General features: G+C 70.1%; 14 protein-coding genes. 6 read left to right on the top strand and 8 right to left on the bottom strand.

The genetic code is table 11. The features are described from left to right. The first annotated feature begins 56 nt into the window (after positions 1 to 56). Positions 57 to 1,199: an alginate lyase family protein gene (locus tag WS96_RS00685; RefSeq protein ID WP_034209613.1), complete on the top strand. Its 1,143-nt coding sequence runs from the start codon at positions 57 to 59 to the stop codon at positions 1,197 to 1,199. Between the two features lie 30 nt (positions 1,200 to 1,229). Next, the gene (locus tag WS96_RS00680; protein ID WP_059829912.1) at positions 1,230 to 2,618 is read left to right on the top strand and encodes an L-serine ammonia-lyase; all 1,389 of its coding nucleotides are present in this window, start codon (positions 1,230 to 1,232) and stop codon (positions 2,616 to 2,618) included. Between the two features lie 66 nt (positions 2,619 to 2,684). Here WS96_RS00680 and WS96_RS00675 read toward each other — a convergent pair whose 3' ends face one another. Both WS96_RS00675 and vapB read right to left on the bottom strand, forming a co-directional pair. After that, on the bottom strand, positions 2,685 to 3,086 hold the full coding sequence (locus tag WS96_RS00675) for a type II toxin-antitoxin system VapC family toxin (protein WP_034209615.1): 402 nt from the start codon (positions 3,084 to 3,086) through the stop codon (positions 2,685 to 2,687). Next, entirely contained in the window at positions 3,086 to 3,322 is a 237-nt protein-coding gene (gene vapB / locus WS96_RS00670; RefSeq protein WP_034209858.1) for a type II toxin-antitoxin system VapB family antitoxin, read from the bottom strand. Before vapB ends, WS96_RS00675 begins: the two co-directional genes overlap by 1 nt. A gap of 341 nt (positions 3,323 to 3,663) precedes the next feature. Between vapB and WS96_RS00665 the strand changes: the two genes are divergently transcribed. Next, positions 3,664 to 5,367 (top strand): thiamine pyrophosphate-binding protein, encoded by a 1,704-nt coding sequence (locus WS96_RS00665; RefSeq protein ID WP_059829910.1) that lies wholly within the window; start codon positions 3,664 to 3,666, stop codon positions 5,365 to 5,367. Beyond that, positions 5,364 to 6,458, top strand: coding sequence for a hypothetical protein (locus tag WS96_RS00660; RefSeq protein ID WP_059829908.1), 1,095 nt, complete (start codon positions 5,364 to 5,366; stop codon positions 6,456 to 6,458). The genes WS96_RS00665 and WS96_RS00660 overlap by 4 nt, the downstream gene beginning before the upstream one ends. A gap of 112 nt (positions 6,459 to 6,570) precedes the next feature. Here WS96_RS00660 and WS96_RS00655 read toward each other — a convergent pair whose 3' ends face one another. The 3 genes from WS96_RS00655 to exaC form a co-directional block, all read right to left on the bottom strand. Then, the gene (locus WS96_RS00655; protein WP_027783194.1) at positions 6,571 to 7,587 is read right to left on the bottom strand and encodes a helix-turn-helix domain-containing protein; all 1,017 of its coding nucleotides are present in this window, start codon (positions 7,585 to 7,587) and stop codon (positions 6,571 to 6,573) included. 217 nt (positions 7,588 to 7,804) lie between these two features. Beyond that, a complete protein-coding gene (locus WS96_RS00650) occupies positions 7,805 to 8,353 on the bottom strand; it encodes a hypothetical protein (protein ID WP_059829906.1) in 549 nt (182 codons plus the stop codon). Positions 8,354 to 8,527: 174 nt separating this feature from the next. Further along, a complete protein-coding gene (exaC, locus tag WS96_RS00645; protein WP_059503208.1) occupies positions 8,528 to 10,054 on the bottom strand; it encodes an acetaldehyde dehydrogenase ExaC in 1,527 nt (508 codons plus the stop codon). A 319-nt stretch (positions 10,055 to 10,373) separates the two neighbouring features. Here exaC and WS96_RS00640 point away from each other — a divergent pair, with 319 nt between their 5' ends. Next, positions 10,374 to 10,802 carry a pyridoxamine 5'-phosphate oxidase family protein gene (locus tag WS96_RS00640; protein WP_059829904.1) on the top strand — a complete coding sequence of 143 codons (429 nt, stop codon included), beginning with the start codon at positions 10,374 to 10,376 and terminating at the stop codon, positions 10,800 to 10,802. 232 nt (positions 10,803 to 11,034) lie between these two features. On the opposite strand, the gene WS96_RS00635 is transcribed toward WS96_RS00640, so the two are convergent. Next, positions 11,035 to 12,687 carry an MFS transporter gene (locus tag WS96_RS00635; protein WP_059829902.1) on the bottom strand — a complete coding sequence of 551 codons (1,653 nt, stop codon included), beginning with the start codon at positions 12,685 to 12,687 and terminating at the stop codon, positions 11,035 to 11,037. Between the two features lie 163 nt (positions 12,688 to 12,850). On the opposite strand from WS96_RS00635, the gene WS96_RS00630 reads away from it, so the two are divergent. Further along, positions 12,851 to 13,735 (top strand): LysR family transcriptional regulator, encoded by an 885-nt coding sequence (locus tag WS96_RS00630; protein ID WP_059829900.1) that lies wholly within the window; start codon positions 12,851 to 12,853, stop codon positions 13,733 to 13,735. Here WS96_RS00630 and eutC read toward each other — a convergent pair. After that, complete coding sequence (gene eutC, locus WS96_RS00625; RefSeq protein ID WP_059829898.1) at positions 13,728 to 14,525, bottom strand: ethanolamine ammonia-lyase subunit EutC; 798 nt, start codon at positions 14,523 to 14,525, stop codon at positions 13,728 to 13,730. The two genes, WS96_RS00630 and eutC, sit on opposite strands and share 8 nt — an antisense overlap. After that, entirely contained in the window at positions 14,522 to 15,919 is a 1,398-nt protein-coding gene (locus WS96_RS00620) for an ethanolamine ammonia-lyase subunit EutB (protein ID WP_059829896.1), read from the bottom strand. The genes eutC and WS96_RS00620 overlap by 4 nt, the downstream gene beginning before the upstream one ends. Positions 15,920 to 15,935 lie beyond the last annotated feature (16 nt).

Below are 15,935 nucleotides of genomic sequence, written 5' to 3'. Positions count from 1 at the left end.
TTCATCCGCCAATCCGGCTAACATCACACGCGATCCAGCCAATGAAGGAGTTCCGCATGGTGCGTCCGATGTTTCCGGGCCATGGTGCAACAGAGCGGCGGCCGCGCACGCGCGCAGGCCGTTCCGTGCCGATGCTCGTCGCGTCGCTGTCGCTGGCCGCCGCCGGCCTCGGCATGTCCGGCCGTGCGCACGCGGCGATGAATTTCTGCGCGGCGCCGGCGCTGCAGGCGAGCGAGACGACGCAGGCCGAGCCAGGCGTGCAGGCGCTGATCCGCAGCGTCGACGCACGCATCGGCGAGCAGCCGAAGGCGATGGCGCGCGTGCACACCGAAGGCACGCTGCCGCACGAAGGCATCTACGACCAGAGTGCCGCCGCGCTCAAGGACATGGACCTGATGCGCGATGCGGCGCTCGCGTGGCGCGTGACGAACGCGCCGCGCTACCTGCAACTCGTCGACCGCTTCCTGTCCGCATGGGTCTCGACCTATCAGCCGAGCTTCAACCCGATCGACGAGACGCGCTTCGAGAGCCTGATCGTCGCGTACGACATGACCGCGAGCGCGCTGCCGGTGAAGACGCGCAACGCGGCGGCCGCGTTCATCGCCAAGCTCGGCGCCGGCTATGTCGCGCAGGTCGACGCGCAGAAGCGCCCGCTCACCGGCACCTGGCGCAACAACTGGCAGAGCCACCGGATCAAGCTGATCGCGCTGTCCGCGTTCACGCTCGGCGACCGCAAGATGATGAACGCCGCGCAGCGGCTGTTCGTCGAACATCTCGCCGACAACATCGGCCCGGACGGCAAGACCTGGGATTTCGAGGAACGCGATGCGCTGCATTACGCGGTCTACGATTTGCAGCCGCTGGTGACGGCCGCGCTCGCCGCGCGCCGCTTCAACCGCAACTGGCTGCGCGAGCGCGGCGCGAACGGCGCGACGCTCGCGGCCGCGCTCGACTGGCTCGTGCCGTATGCGCTCGGCGAGAAAACGCACGAGGAATTCGTGAATTCGCCGGTGCCGTTCGACGCGAAGCGCCGCGAGGCCGGCCTGCCGGGTTACACGGGGCAGTGGGACCCGAAAAACGCCACCGAACTCTTTCATCTGGCCGCGCGGCTCGACGGGCGCTATGCCCGCGTCGCGCAGCAGCTTTCCCCAACGCCGCCCGCATGGCTCGCCGCGTGCCTGCCATTGCAGGCGCGCTAGCTTCATTCTTATCGCAAGGCAGGTATCGAAATGGCAGTCAGCGTGTTTGACCTCTTCAAGATCGGCATCGGTCCGTCCAGTTCGCACACGGTCGGACCGATGCGCGCGGCGCTGATGTTCGTCCAGGGCCTCGAGCGCGACGGGCTGCTCGACGCGACGGCCCACGTGAAGGTCGAGCTGTACGGCTCGCTCGGCGCCACCGGCAAGGGCCACGGCACCGACCGCGGCGTGATGCTCGGCCTGCTCGGCGACGCGCCCGACACCGTGGATCCCGACACGATCGACGCGCGGCTGGAAGACATCCGGAAAACGAAGCAGCTCGCGCTGCTCGGCACGCATCCGGTGCCGTTCGTGCTGAAAGACAACATCGCGTTCTACCGTCAGGCGCTGCCCGAACATCCGAACGGGATGAAGCTGCGCGCGAGCGACGCGAACGGCGCGGTGCTGGTCGAGCGCACTTACCTGTCGGTCGGCGGCGGCTTCGTCGTGACGGCCGGCGCGCCGAACACCAAGGTACTGAGCGCGGCCGAGCAGATGACGCACCCGTTTCGCACCGGCGCGGAACTGCTCGCGCTGACCGCATCGACCGGCAAGTCGATCGCGCAACTGATGTGGGAAAACGAGCGCGCATGGCACACCGAGGAAGAAACGCGCGACGGGCTGCTGAAGATCTGGGCCGTGATGCAGTCGTGCGTGTCGCGCGGCTGCGGGATCGGCCATCCCGATGCCGACGGCAACCTGCCCGGCCCGTTCCAGGTCAAGCGCCGCGCGCCGCAGCTGTACCGCACGCTGACCGGCAGCCCGGAGCGCGCGCTGCAGGACCCGCTGTCGATGATCGACTGGATCAACCTGTACGCGATCGCGGTCAACGAGGAAAACGCGGCCGGCGGCCGCGTCGTCACCGCGCCGACCAACGGCGCGGCCGGCATCATCCCGGCCGTGCTGCATTACTACACGCGTTTCACGCCCGGCGCGAACGAACAGGGCGTGATCGACTTCCTGCTGACGGCCGCCGCGATCGGCATCCTCTACAAGCTCAACGCGTCGATCTCGGGCGCGGAAGTCGGGTGCCAGGGCGAAGTCGGCGTCGCGTGCTCGATGGCCGCCGGCGCGCTCGCGGCCGTGCTCGGCGGCACGCCGCAGCAGGTCGAGAACGCGGCCGAGATCGGGATGGAACACAACCTCGGCCTGACCTGCGACCCGGTGGGCGGGATGGTGCAGATCCCGTGCATCGAGCGCAACGCGATGGCGTCGGTGAAGGCCGTCAACGCGGCGCGCATGGCGCTGCGCGGCGACGGCTCGCATTACGTGTCGCTCGACTCGGTGATCAAGACGATGCGCGAGACGGGCGCCGACATGAAGACGAAGTACAAGGAAACGTCGCGCGGCGGGCTCGCGGTGAATATCGTCGAATGCTGATGCCGGCCCCGGCGGCGACGCGGGATGGACCGATATCCCGCATTGCCGCCAGCACGGCGCCCGACGCTAGTCGTTCAGCCAGTTCTCCAGTCGCAGCCCCGGATAACTGACGAAATCCCGCTCGTTGTTGGTCACGAGGACGACATCGAGCGACACCGCATGCGCGGCGATCAGTTTGTCGAGGTGATCCTTCTTCCGCTCGCGGGTGGCGTCGCGGATCGGGCCATACGCTTGCGCGGCCGCGGCGTCGAACGGCGCGACGGGAATATCCTCGATCAATGCGGCGAGATGGCGGCGCTCCCGGGCCGGACTCGCACATGCGGTCACGCCGTACTCGAGCTCCGCATAGGTGATCGCCGACATGACGACGTCGCCCGTGTAGCACTGCGCGAATCGTTTCGCGACCTGCTCCGGCTGATGCTTCATCAGATAGATGCACATGTTGGTGTCGAGCATGAAGCGCGGCATCACAAACCCTCGCGTTCGGCCTGCTCCTGATCGCCGCGCCCTTCGGCCATGAAGTCCGGCCCGAATTTCGCGAATTTCTGCAGTACCTGCGTCAGAGGCCGCCGCATCGGCCGAATCCGGATTTCGTCACCGACGCGCTCGATTTCCAGTTCGATGTCGCTGCGTTCATAGGCGAGGTCCGCCGGAATTCGCACGGCCTGCGAGTTGCCGTTCCTGAATACCCTCGTGGTATGCATGTCGATCTCCGCTCGGATGTACATTGTATGTACATTATCCGATGCGGGCGAAGATGTAAATCCATGTGTGTACATAAGCCTCCCGATGGCGTTCCGCTCGATACGTCAGCGTCAACGCCCCCGCTGAACGCCGACATGCCGATTCGGCGCCGGGCTCAACATCCATGGCACTCACTTTCCGCCGTCGCACGAACGCGCACAAGCTGGCCGGAAGGCCAATCGAAGCCGCCGCGCACGGGCCGCCCCGCCCAGCGTTCCGACACTTTTCAGCGGCCGGCGTACCGGCGCCCGGCCAACCGGCGTAAGCTGTACGTCCCGCTACCCAAGGGAGACGGCTGCCCATGTCGCATTCCAAGGATCTCGAGCCGCGCGCCACCACCGGTGCGCGACTGCTCGTCGATGCGTTGCTCGCCAATCACGTCGAACGCGTGTTCTGCGTGCCGGGCGAGAGCTTCCTCGCCGTGCTCGATGCGCTGGCGGACGACACCGCCCGCATCCAGACGGTCGTCTGCCGCCACGAGGCGGCCGCCGCGAACATGGCCGAAGCGGTCGGCAAGCTGACCGGCCGCCCCGGCATCGCGTTCGTCACGCGCGGGCCGGGCGCGACGCATGCGTCGATCGGCGTGCACACCGCGTTCCAGGATTCGACGCCGATGATCCTGTTCGTCGGTCAATGCGCACGCGAGCACCTCGACCGCGAAGCCTTCCAGGAAATCGACTACCGCCGGATGTTCGGCCAGATGGCGAAATGGGTCGCGCAGATCGACGATCCGCGCCGCATCCCCGAATACCTGAGCCACGCGTTCCACGTCGCGACGTCCGGCCGGCCCGGCCCGGTCGTGCTCGCGTTGCCGGAGGACGTGCTGTCCGACGCGTGCGCACCGCAGCCCGTCGTGCCGGCCGCGAAACGCATCGCGGCGGCGCCGTCGGCCGCGCAGATCGACGAGCTGCGCGAACGGCTCGCGCGCGCGGAACGGCCGTTCGCGATCGTCGGCGGCAGCGGCTGGACGCCCGACGCCTGCGCGAACCTGCGCACCTTCGTCGAACGCTGGCAATTGCCGGTCGCGTGCGCGTTCCGCTATCAGGACACGATCGACAACGCACACCCGAACTACGCAGGCGACGTCGGGCTCGGGATCAACCCTGCGCTCGCGAAACGCATCCGCGACGCCGACCTGCTGCTCGTGATCGGGCCGCGCCTCGGCGAAGCGACGACCGGCGGCTACACGCTGCTCGACATCCCGAAAACGCGCCAGACGCTGATCCACGTGCATCAGGGCGCGGACGAACTCGGCCGCGTGTACGCCGCCGACCTGCCGATCGTGTCCGGCATGCCCGAGATCGCCGCGCCGCTGGCCGCGCTCGAGCCGCCCGAGCGGCCCGCGTGGGCCGGCGCGGCCGCCGACGCGCACCGCGCGTACCGCGAATGGCATGCGCCGCTGCCGATGCCCGGCGACGTGCAACTCGGCGACGTGATGGTGCAGTTGCGCGAGCGCCTGCCGCACGACGCGATCCTGACCAACGGCGCGGGCAACTATGCGATCTGGCTGCATCGCCACTTCGCGTACCGGCACTTCCGTTCGCAGCTCGCGCCGACGAGCGGCGCGATGGGCTACGGACTGCCGGCCGCGCTCGCCGCGAAGTCGCTGTATCCGCAGCGCGCCGTCGTCGCGCTCGCCGGCGACGGCTGCTTCATGATGGCCGGCAACGAGCTCGCGACCGCGATGCAATACGGGCTGAACATCGTGGCGATCGTCGTCAACAACGGCCATTTCGGCACGATCCGCATGCATCAGGAGCGCAACTACCCGGGGCGTGTGCATGGCACGGGACTCACGAACCCGGATTTCGCCGCGTATGCACGTGCGTTCGGCGCGCATGGCGAGACGGTCGAGCACACCGCCGATTTCGCGCCCGCGCTCGAGCGCGCGCTGACCTGCGGGTTGCCCGCGGTGATCGAGATCCGCATCCCGCAGGACGCCAGCACGCCGGCCGCGACGCTCGAGCAGATCCGCGAGCAGGGTCGGCGCGCGCGTAGCGCATGACGATGGACATGCGCACCGCGCCGCCCGTCGCCGCGCTATCGCCCGACGACGCGCTGGCCTGCCCCGGCACGCTGCTCGCGCCCGACGGCATGCTCGTCGCGCCGTACGACCTCGAGCATGGCGACACGCGCGCCGAAGGCTACGTGCCGGCCGCGCCGGCGCTCGGCCTGCTGCACGCCGCCCACCGGCCGTTCCGCGTCGATTACGGCGACGCGCGGCACGTGCACGTGATCAACGGGATGGGCGTCACGCTCGGCGATTCGGTGATCGGGCTGACGGCCCTCGCCGCGCTGCGCGCGGCCCATGCGGGCCTGCGCTTCACGCTGTACCGGCCGGCGCGCGCGCCGCGCTATGTCGATGCGCTGTACGCGCTCGCGGCCGACGTCGTCGCGCCGTCACGCACGCTGCCGTGCGCGGCCGACGCGCTGCCCGCCGACGCGCAGTGCATCGACGTCGGCAATCACCTGTACTGGCCCGCATTCGCGCGGCTGCCCATGATCGATTTCTTCCTCGACGCGCTCGGCGTCGATCCGGCCGCGGTGCCCGCCGCCGCGAAGCGCAACCGCTGGCTCGCGCGGCTGCCGCTGCCCGCGCTGCCGGCCGCGTGGCAGCGGCCGTACGTGCTGTTCTGCCCGAATGCGAGCACCGCGGTGCGCAGCGTGCCGCCCGCGCTGTGCGTCGCGTTCGTGGAACGGCTCGCGCAGCGTTACGGGCTGCCGGTGGTCAGCTTCGGCCCGCTCGCGCATCCCGCTTACGTGGACGTGAGCCGCGACGCGACCGACACCGCGCGCTTCATCGCCTGGATCAAGGGCGCGAGCCTGCTGTTCGCGCCGGACACGGCGGCCGTGCATCTCGCCGACGGTTTCGACGTGCCGACGCTCGCGTGCTTCACGACGATCGGGCCGGCATGGCGCGTGCGCGACTATCCGCACTGCGTGCCGGTCACGCTCGACGTGCCGGCCGAATTGCGCGGGCTGCATCGCAGCGAGCGGCCGGACGATCTGGCGGCGGTCGAAGCCGCTTACCGCGCAATCGACTGGGACGCGCTGGCGTGGCCCGCGCCGCGCGGCGCGGCGGCGACGGCCATCTGAGCGAAGCCGGCGCGGCGGCGAGCGGAACACGATCGAATCGGCAGCGCGCGCCCGGCGCCAGCCCGCCGCCGCGCGCGCCGCACCGGCCGCCCGGCACCCCGTGCCGAGCGTCTCACGCGCGATCGCGCAGCGTCTCCGACGGCCGCTTGCCGAACAGGCGCCGGTAATCGGTCGCGAACTGGCTGAGATGCCAGAAGCCCCATGCCTCCGCGACGTCCTGCACCGAGCCGGCCGCGCGCCCGCACAGGTCGCGCCGCGCGCCGTTCAGCCGCAGCGTGCGCAGGTAGGTCGCGGGCGCCATCCCGAGTACGTCCTGGAAGCAGTACTGCAGCGTGCGCCGGCTCACGTGCAACTGCTCGCACAGCTCGGGCACGCCGACCGGGCGCGTGCGGTGCGCGAGCACGTAGTCGCGCGCCTGGTCGACGAGCCAGCGGCGCGTCGACGGCGCACTGCCGCTGCCGTCGTCGGCCGGCTGCGCGCACGCGTCGAACAGCGCGGCCAGCACTTCGGCCTGCAGGTCGTCGCGCTGCGCATCGGGCAGCGGGCCGGCCATCGCCACCGCACCGTCGAGCCGGCGGCCGAGCAGCGCGCACAGGCGCGCGAGCCGCGCGTCGCCGACCTGCATCACGCGCTGCGTGAACAGCCGCTCGTCGAGCGCGCGACGCTCCACTTCCTCCGCATAGCGGCGCAGCACGTCGCCGCGCACGACGACGCCGTAGATCGAGAACTGCGCGGGCGTCACGAGTTCGAATTCGACGTTGCCGGGCCGGAATGCGAGTGCGCCGGGGCCGATGCGGCACGCATCGACGCGCGCCGAGCCGTCGCACACGAGCGGGATGCCGAACCAGTACGCATCGCCGCGCACTTCGCACGCCTGGCGCAGCAGGTGGCTGGTCGATTCGCGAAACAGCTTCATCGTGTCGAGCGGCAGCTCGGTCAGCGTGCCGACGAAGCGGCCGGCCGCGAGCTGGTCGTAGGTCTGCCGCCAGCCGATCAGGTTGCGCGCCTGCTCGTCCGCATCGTGCGCGACGCTGACGACGGCCTGCCCGGCGAACGCGTCGTCGCCCTGCGCGCTGCGCCGCGTGTCTTCGGCGGTCGGTTCTTCCGTACACGCCACGTGTTGATCCATCGTGTCCTCCCTCACCTGCGCGGAACCCTGCGTATCACGCAAGTCCCGTGCCGAACCGCACGGCCCGGCGCGCCCCCGCCATTCCACGCTGTCCGGCCAATGCGCGCCATGCGGGCGCACCCGAAGGCGGCACGTCGCGCACGCCGCCGGTGCGATCCGCGCGGCGACCGCGCATGCGTGCCGCCGCGCGCGCCGGATGCCGACGCCCGGACGCCGGCTACCGGGCCGGCTTCAGCCGCACGACCCGCATGCCGCAATTGCCGTATGCCTGCGCGATCGCCAGTTCGACGATCGCGCTGCCCGCCGCCCACGGCGCCGCGTCCGCTTCCGGCAAAGCGGCGCGCAGCGTGGCGCGACCGTTGATCCGGTAGCGCAGGCCGCGCACGAAATCGACGAACAGCAACCCGACCCCGCTGCCGTCGCAGGCGGCCGCGTCGATCCAGCCGCCGTCGCCGTCATGCGCGGCGGGCAACGCGAACCGCAGCGTCTTCGTATCGATCACGCGCACCACCGGCAGCAGATCGCCGTGCTCGCTGCGCCGGCTCTGCACGATGTCGCAGGTCATCGCCGCACCCGCGCCGGACGCCGTGCCGACGAACATGAACGGTTGCGATTCGACGAACTGCCGTACGCCGATGCTCAGCCGCGTGGTCACGGCGTCGCTCATTCGCTCGGCTTCGTCGGCGACGCCGAAGCGGTGTTGCGCGTCGAGTTCGCCCGGATGGAATACCGGGTGACGCGGAAAGGATCGGGGCGGTTCTGCCATGCCGGGAATCGTCACATGCATCGGTGCACCGTGCCGTCGCGCATGCGCGACGGCCGGCAGCGTGGCCGGCGCCGGCCGCCGGAAACGCGACCGGCGCCGGCCGTCGAACAGGGAAATCGAACCGGGCGGCGTGCCGGGCCGACCGGCCCCGGCACGCCGCCGCGGCAGCGGCGATCAGAAGAACCCGAGCGCCTCGGCCTGGTAGCTGACCAGCAGGCACTTCGTCTGCTGATAGTTCGACAGCGCCATCTTGTGCGTCTCGCGGCCGATACCCGACTGCTTGTAGCCGCCGAACGCCGCATGCGCGGGGTACAGGTGGTAGCAGTTGGTCCACACGCGGCCGGCCTCGACCTCGCGGCCCATCCGGTACGCACGCGTGCCGTTGCGCGTCCACACGCCGGCGCCGAGCCCGTAGAACGTGTCGTTCGCGAGTTCGATCGCTTCCTGCTCGTCCTTGAACGTCATCACCGACGCGACCGGCCCGAAGATCTCTTCCTGGAACACGCGCATCTTGTTGTTGCCGAGCAGCATCGTCGGTTTCACGTAATAGCCGGTGCCGAGTTCGGCGGCCGGCGCCGTGCGCTCGCCGCCGGTCAGGCATTGCGCGCCCTCGCCGCGGCCGATGTCGATGTACGACAGGATCTTGTCGAGCTGCTGCTGCGACGCCTGCGCGCCGATCATCGTCTGCAGGTCGAGCGGGTGGCCGGCCTTGATGCGCTCGACGCGCGCGACGGCCTTCTCGATGAAGCGCTCGTAGATCGATTCCTGGATCAGGATCCGCGACGGGCACGTGCACACTTCGCCCTGGTTCAGCGCGAACATCGCGAGCCCTTCGAGCGCCTTGTCGAGGAACGCGTCGTCCTGGTCGAGCACGTCGGCGAAGAAGATGTTCGGGCTCTTGCCGCCCAGTTCGACCGTCGACGGGATCAGGCTGTCGGCCGCCGCGCGCAGGATGTGCTTGCCGACCGGGGTCGAGCCCGTGAACGCGATCTTCGCGATCCGCTTGCTGGTCGCGAGCGCTTCGCCCGCTTCCTTGCCGAAGCCGTTCACGATGTTGATCGCGCCGGCCGGGAACAGGTCGCCGATCAGTTCCATCAGCACGAGCACCGACGCGGGCGTCTGCTCGGCCGGCTTCATCACGACGCAGCAGCCGGCCGCGAGCGCCGGCGCGAGCTTCCACGCGGCCATCAGCAGCGGGAAGTTCCACGGGATGATCTGGCCGACCACGCCGAGCGGCTCGTGGAAGTGGTACGCGACGGTGTTGTCGTCGATTTCGGAGATGCCGCCTTCCTGCGCGCGGATGCAGCCCGCGAAATAGCGGAAGTGGTCGATCGCGAGCGGCAGGTCGGCCGCCATCGTCTCGCGCAGCGGCTTGCCGTTGTCGATCGTCTCGGCCACGGCCAGCAGCTTCAGGTTCTTTTCCATCCGGTCGGCGGCCGCGAGCAGCAGGTTCGCGCGCTCGGCGACCGACGTCTTGCCCCACTTGCGGCGCGCCGCATGCGCGGCGTCGAGCGCCAGCTCGATGTCGTCGGCGCCGGAGCGCGGCACGCGGCAGAACGGCTGGCCGTTGATCGGCGACACGTTCTCGAAATACTCGCCCTTCACGGGCGCCACCCACTTGCCGCCGATGTAGTTGTCGTATTGCTGGCGGTACGGGTATTCGACGTCGAGGCCCAGTTGCTTCAGGTCAAACGGGTTCATACATGTCTCCTGTTCATCGTGCTTGTGTGAGTACAGCGCCGGTTGGAATGCGCTGGTCCCGTTTACGCAACATGCGTGCCAAACGGAACGGGCGCACGTCGATCGCGGCCGGCGCGCGTTCGCTCCGTGCGGTGTTCACGCACGCAACACGGCAGGTGTACCGATTCTGAACACCGCGGTTGCGCAGCGAGGTGGCCGGTGTTCGGAATTTCCACAGTGGGCGGCGGCGCGTTGCCGCGAATGCGCGCCGCGCCGCGTGGCATGTCGCTTGCGTGCGAATCGCGGATCCCCACGCACGGCGCACACGCCGACCGACACCATGACCGATCGCGGCCCCCTGACCGACGACGCCATCGCCTTCATCCGCGAGCAGGCTTTCCTGATCGTCGCGACCGCCGACGCGGCCGGCAACGCCGACTGTTCTTACCGCGGCCGCCAGCCGCGCGCCGATGGTTCGTTCGCGCCGCTCGTCGATGTCCCGGACCGCCGCACGCTGGTGCTGCCCGACTTCGCCGGCAACAACCTGCTCAACACGATCGGCAACCTGCTCGTGAATCCGGCCATCGCGCTGCTGTTCGTCGATTTCGTGCGTCAGACGACCTGGCTCGTGCAGGGCTGCGCGGCGCTCGACGAGGATGCGCAACGGCACGCGCGACTGTGGCCGGACGCGTTGCGCTATCTGGTGATCGATGTGGCGTGCGCGCAGGCGCGCGCGGATGCGGCCCTGCCGCCGCTCGTGCTGGCGTGACGCGCAGCGGGTGACGCGCTGACCGACGGACCATGCGGGCGGCTGCGCCTACTGGAATGTCGAGGTGCCGAAGCGCCGATGACCCGAAGCATCGAAGCGCCGACGTGCCGACGTGCCGATGCGCCGATGGCCCGAAGCACCGATGCACGATGCACCGATGCACCGAAGTGCTGAAGTGCCGAAGTGCCGAAGTGCCGAAGTGCCGAAGTGCCGAAGCGCCACGATGCAACACTCACCGCCCGTGCGTCTCCGCACAGGCCGGTTCGATCCGGCTGCTGCGCGCCGACGCATCGGTGAACGTGCGGCCTCCCGCCTCGTCGCCCGCCTCGTCGCCCGTTTCGTCGCCCGCCTCGTCGCCCGCCTCGTCGGCGGCCGCCCGCCCGCCGAGAAACCCGAACACCACCGCCGCGCACAGCACCGTGACGACGGCCAGCCCCGTCAGCAGCCGGTCGAACGCGTGCGTGTAGCTCGCGATCAACGCCGCGCGACCGACGCCCGGCAACGCGGCAGCCGCGCCCGCGAGATCGCCGGTCGCGAGCCGCGCGGCGGCCCGCAGCGTCGTGTCCGGCGTGCCGGCCGCCCCTGCCGCGTGCGCCAGCCCCGCTTGCGCGAGCGCGGCCAGCACCGCGCCGACGATCGCCAGCGCGATCCCCTCGCCGGCCACGCGCGTCGTGCTGAAAATGCCCGTCGCCATCCCCGCGCGCTCTTTCGGCACGACGCTCACCGACAGCCCGTCCATCAGCCCCCACGGCATGCCGGCGCCGACGCCGATCGCGAGCATCGGCGCGATCGCCGCCGGCCCCGCGCCGCCGCGCAGCGCGATGCCGAGCCAGACGAGCCCGGCCGCCGCGATCAGCAGCCCGAGCCCGGAAATCACGCCGGCCGACAGCCAGCGCGTAAGCGTCGCCGCGCCGAGCGGCACCACCAGCATCGGCGCGGAGATCGCGAGCATCAGCCAGCCCGCGTCGATCTCGCTGAAGCCGTCGATACCGATGAAGCGCAGCGGCAGCACGACGAGCAGCACGATGTAGCAGCAGCAGGTCGACACCGGCAGCACCTGCACGCCGACGAAGCGCGCGATGCGGAACAGCGACAGGTCGAGCATCGGCCGCGCGACGCGCGTCTCGATCGTCACGAACGCGCACGCGCCGAGCGCCGCGCCGGCCAGCAGCGCGATCACGAGCGGGCTCGACCAGCCGCGCGCGGGCGCCTCGATCACGCCGAACGTGAACAGCGTCAGCGCGGCCGTGAACGCGGCCGTGCCGGGCCAGTCGAGCCCCGTCGCGTGCGGATCGCGCGACTCGTGCATGCGCGGCAGCCCGAACGCGAGCGACAGCACGCCGGCCACCGCGCTCGTCACGAAGATCGCGCGCCAGCCGTAATGCCCGATCAGCCCGCCGGCGAGCACGGGCCCGAATGCGAGGCCGATCCCGAACGTCGTGCCGAGCAGACTGAATGCACGCGTGCGCGCCGCGCCGTCGAACTCCTGCGCGAGCGCGGCCGTGCCGCCGGCCAGCGCCGCGGCCGCCGCGAGCCCTTGGGCGGCGCGCAGCAGATCGACCGCGAGCATCGACGGCGCGAACGCGAGCGCGACCGACATCAGCGTGAAGCCGCCGACGCCGATCGCGAACAGGCGCTTGCGGCCGAACTGGTCGGCGAGCGCGCCCGACGCCATCAGGAAGCTGCCGAACGCGAGCATGAACGCGTTGGTGATCCAGTTCATCGCGACCGGGCTGCCGTGCAGGTCGCGGCCGATCGCCGGCGTCGCGACCGCGCCGCCCGAAAACGACAGCGGCAACGCGACGGCGGCCATGCAGACGGCGGCCAGCACCCACGCGCGCCGGCGCGCCGCCAGCGCCGAATTGGCCGAAACAGGGTGATCCATCATCGCTCCTCGAAAAGCCGGCGCGGATGCGCCATCGGAGCGACAGACGATAAATCGGATTCAATCCGCGAAAAACCACGCAAAGCTCCGCATATAACGGACTAAAATTCCGCAATACACCTGCCAGCGTGCGTCGTCGCACATTCTTCGATTCGATGGAAAGATGGAAAACCTCACCGGCATCGTCGCGTTCGTGCGCACCGCCGAAGCGCTGAGCTTCGTCGCGGCCGGCCGCGCGCTCGGCATCTCGGCGTCGGCGGTCGGCAAGACCATCGCGAAAATGGAGCAGTCGCTCGGCGTACGGCTGTTCAACCGCACGACGCGGCGCGTGACGCTCACCGACGAGGGGCGGCATTTCTACGAGCGCTGCCAGCGCATTCTCGAGGATTTCCGCGACGCGGAGGCGACCGTGACGGCGTCCGCGCAGCGCCCGCGCGGCAAGTTGCGCGTGAGCCTGCCGGTGATCGGCTACCGCTTCCTGCTGCCGGTGCTGCCCGAATTCCGGCAGCGCTATCCGGACGTCGAACTCGATCTCGATTTCAACGACCGGATGGTCGACGTCGTCGAAGGCGGTTTCGACGCGGTGATCCGCAGCGGCCCGCTGTCCGATTCGAGCCTGATGTCGCGGCGGCTCGGCCCGTTCGCGTTCGTGCTGTGCGCGACGCCCGCGTATCTCGCGCAGGCCGGCACGCCGCGCACGCCGCGCGACCTCGACGCGCACGACTGCGTGCGCTACTGCTTCCCGACCACCGGCAAGCTGCAGGACTGGGCGCTCGCGGCCGACGACGGCACGCCGCTCGCGCTGCGCACCGCGATGACCTGCAACAACATGGAGGCACTGCGCGGCGCCGTGCTCGCGGGGCTCGGCATCGGCTACATGCCCGACTTCCTCGCGCGCGACGCGCTCGAACACGGTGCGCTCGTCACCGTGCTCGACGACTACCGGATCGCGCCGGGGCAGTTCTCGATCGTGTGGCCATCGAGCCGGCAGTTGTCGCCGAAGCTGCGCGTGTTCGTCGATTTCCTGTGCGAACGGCTGTTCAGGTAGTCGCGCCGATCCGCTCCGCTTCGGCCGGCGGCGGCAGCGCGTCGCTGTCGTCCTTCAGCCCGACGCCCGTCAGCCCGAGGCGGCGCGCATGCGTCATCAGGTAATGCAGCTTGTGCGCGGCGGCCGCGTGCGGCAGCCCTTCGGGCCGCACGTTCGAAATGCAGTTGCGCAGCGCGTCGTGACAGCCGACCTTCGGCGCCCACGTCAGGTACACGCCGAGGCTGTCCGGCGAGCTGAGCCCGGGGCGTTCGCCGATCAGCATCGCGACCACCTTCGCGCGCAGCAGCTCGCCGATCTCGTCGCCGAGCGCGACGCGCGCCTGCGTCGCGACCACCACCGGGCCGATCCGCCAGCCGTCCGCATCGAGCCGCGGCCGCACGGCCTGCAACAGCGGCAGCGCCTGCTTCGCGGCCGCGAACGCCGACAGCCCGTCGCCGACCACGAACACGACATCGGGCGCCTCGTCGAGCGCCGCCCCGTAGCCGGCCAGCAGCCCGCGGCTGTCGTCGGACAGCTTGCGGCCGAGATCGGGCCGGCGCAGGTAATGATCGCGGTCCGGCGCGGCGCTCTGCACGCCGAGCGTCGGCAGCAGGCCGGCCGCCTCGATCTCGCGCCGCAGCGCGTCCGCGTCGAGCGGCTGGTGCACCGCGTCGCGCGCCTGCGCATGCGACAGGTTGAAGGCCAGCAGCGGCGCGGTCGGCAGGCTGTTGCCCGCGCGGCCGAGCGCGATCCGCGCGTTCGTGAACGACTTCAGCTGCGCCCACGGGTTCTTCTCGACGGCGTCGCTCATGCGGACACCCCCATCCAGTCGTTCGCGCCCGCGAGCAGCGGCACGCGTGCCGTCGCCGCGCGCAGCGCGCCGTGCGCGTCGGCGATCTCCATCGTCTCCAGCCATTCCTCGAACTCGGGCGCGCGGCGCAGGCCGAGCACCTCGCGCACGTAGAGCTGGTCGTGGAACGACGTGCTCTGGTAATTCAGCATCACGTCGTCCGCGCCCGGAATCCCCATGATGAAGTTGATGCCGGCCGCGCCCAGCAGCGTCAGCAGCGTGTCCATGTCGTCCTGGTCGGCTTCCGCGTGGTTCGTGTAGCAGATGTCGCAGCCCATCGGCACGCCGAGCAGCTTGCCGCAGAAGTGATCCTCGAGCCCCGCGCGGATGATCTGCTTGCCGTCGTACAGGTATTCGGGCCCGATGAAGCCGACCACCGTGTTCACGAGGAACGGCTCGAACTTGCGCGCGACCGCATACGCCCGCACCTCGCAGGTCTGCTGGTCGACGCCGTGGTGCGCGTTCGCCGACAGCGCGCTGCCCTGGCCGGTCTCGAAGTACATGAGATTGTTGCCGACCGTGCCGCGCTTGAGCGACAGCGCGGCCTCGCGCGCCTCGCCGAGCAGCGCGAGCGAGATCCCGAAGCTCGCGTTCGCCTTCTCGGTGCCCGCGATCGACTGGAACACGAGATCGACCGGTGCGCCCTTCTCGATCGCCGCGATCGTGTTGGTCACGTGCGTGAGCACGCACGACTGGGTCGGCACGCCGTAGCGTTCGCGGAAACCGTCGATCATCGCGAGCAGCTTCACGATCGCCGCGAGGCTGTCGGTGGCCGGGTTGATGCCGATCATCGCGTCGCCGCAGCCGTACATCAGCCCGTCGAGCATCGATGCGGCGATGCCCTTCACGTCGTCGGTCGGGTGGTTCGGCTGCAGCCGCACCGACATCCGGCCGGCCAGCCCGACCGTGTTGCGAAAGCGCGTGACCACGCGGCGCTTGCGCGCGGCCGCGATCAGGTCCTGGTTGCGCATCAGCTTCGACACGGCCGCGACCATCTCGGGCGTGAGGCCCGGCGCGATCCGTTCGAGCGCGGCGCCGTCGGCCGCGGGCGACAGCAGCCAGTTGCGGAAATCGCCGACGGTGAGATGCGAGATGTCCGCGAACGCCTGCGCGTCGTGATCGTCGATGATGAGGCGCGTGACCTCGTCGTGTTCATACGGGATCACGGCTTCGTTCAGGAACGCCTTCAGCGGCACGCCCGCGAGCGCAATCTTCGCGGCGACACGCTCCTCCTCGCTCGCCGCCGCGACGCCGGCGAGCTGATCGCCGGAACGCAGCGGGCTCGCCTTCGCGAGCAGCGTCTTCAGGTCCGCGAAGCGGTACGTGCGCGGACCGATCGTCTCCATATAGGACATCGTTCGAATCTCCTTG

The organism is Burkholderia sp. MSMB1835, from assembly GCF_001526365.1.
GTDB lineage: Bacteria > Pseudomonadota > Gammaproteobacteria > Burkholderiales > Burkholderiaceae > Burkholderia.
The sequence above is the reverse complement of the archived record's forward strand: the minus strand, read 5'-3'. Positions and strand labels throughout refer to the sequence as shown.

Bases quoted from the DNA above. Each gene is read 5' to 3' on its own strand.
- WS96_RS00685 (WP_034209613.1), top strand. From the start codon at position 57: ATGGTGCGTCCGATGTTTCCGGGCCATGGTGCAACAGAGCGGCGGCCG.
- WS96_RS00680 (WP_059829912.1), top strand. From the start codon at position 1,230: ATGGCAGTCAGCGTGTTTGACCTCTTCAAGATCGGCATCGGTCCGTCC.
- WS96_RS00675 (WP_034209615.1), bottom strand. From the start codon at position 3,086: ATGCCGCGCTTCATGCTCGACACCAACATGTGCATCTATCTGATGAAG.
- vapB (WP_034209858.1), bottom strand. From the start codon at position 3,322: ATGCATACCACGAGGGTATTCAGGAACGGCAACTCGCAGGCCGTGCGA.
- WS96_RS00665 (WP_059829910.1), top strand. From the start codon at position 3,664: ATGTCGCATTCCAAGGATCTCGAGCCGCGCGCCACCACCGGTGCGCGA.
- WS96_RS00660 (WP_059829908.1), top strand. From the start codon at position 5,364: ATGACGATGGACATGCGCACCGCGCCGCCCGTCGCCGCGCTATCGCCC.
- WS96_RS00655 (WP_027783194.1), bottom strand. From the start codon at position 7,587: ATGGATCAACACGTGGCGTGTACGGAAGAACCGACCGCCGAAGACACG.
- WS96_RS00650 (WP_059829906.1), bottom strand. From the start codon at position 8,353: ATGGCAGAACCGCCCCGATCCTTTCCGCGTCACCCGGTATTCCATCCG.
- exaC (WP_059503208.1), bottom strand. From the start codon at position 10,054: ATGAACCCGTTTGACCTGAAGCAACTGGGCCTCGACGTCGAATACCCG.
- WS96_RS00640 (WP_059829904.1), top strand. From the start codon at position 10,374: ATGACCGATCGCGGCCCCCTGACCGACGACGCCATCGCCTTCATCCGC.
- WS96_RS00635 (WP_059829902.1), bottom strand. From the start codon at position 12,687: ATGGATCACCCTGTTTCGGCCAATTCGGCGCTGGCGGCGCGCCGGCGC.
- WS96_RS00630 (WP_059829900.1), top strand. From the start codon at position 12,851: ATGGAAAACCTCACCGGCATCGTCGCGTTCGTGCGCACCGCCGAAGCG.
- eutC (WP_059829898.1), bottom strand. From the start codon at position 14,525: ATGAGCGACGCCGTCGAGAAGAACCCGTGGGCGCAGCTGAAGTCGTTC.
- WS96_RS00620 (WP_059829896.1), bottom strand. From the start codon at position 15,919: ATGTCCTATATGGAGACGATCGGTCCGCGCACGTACCGCTTCGCGGAC.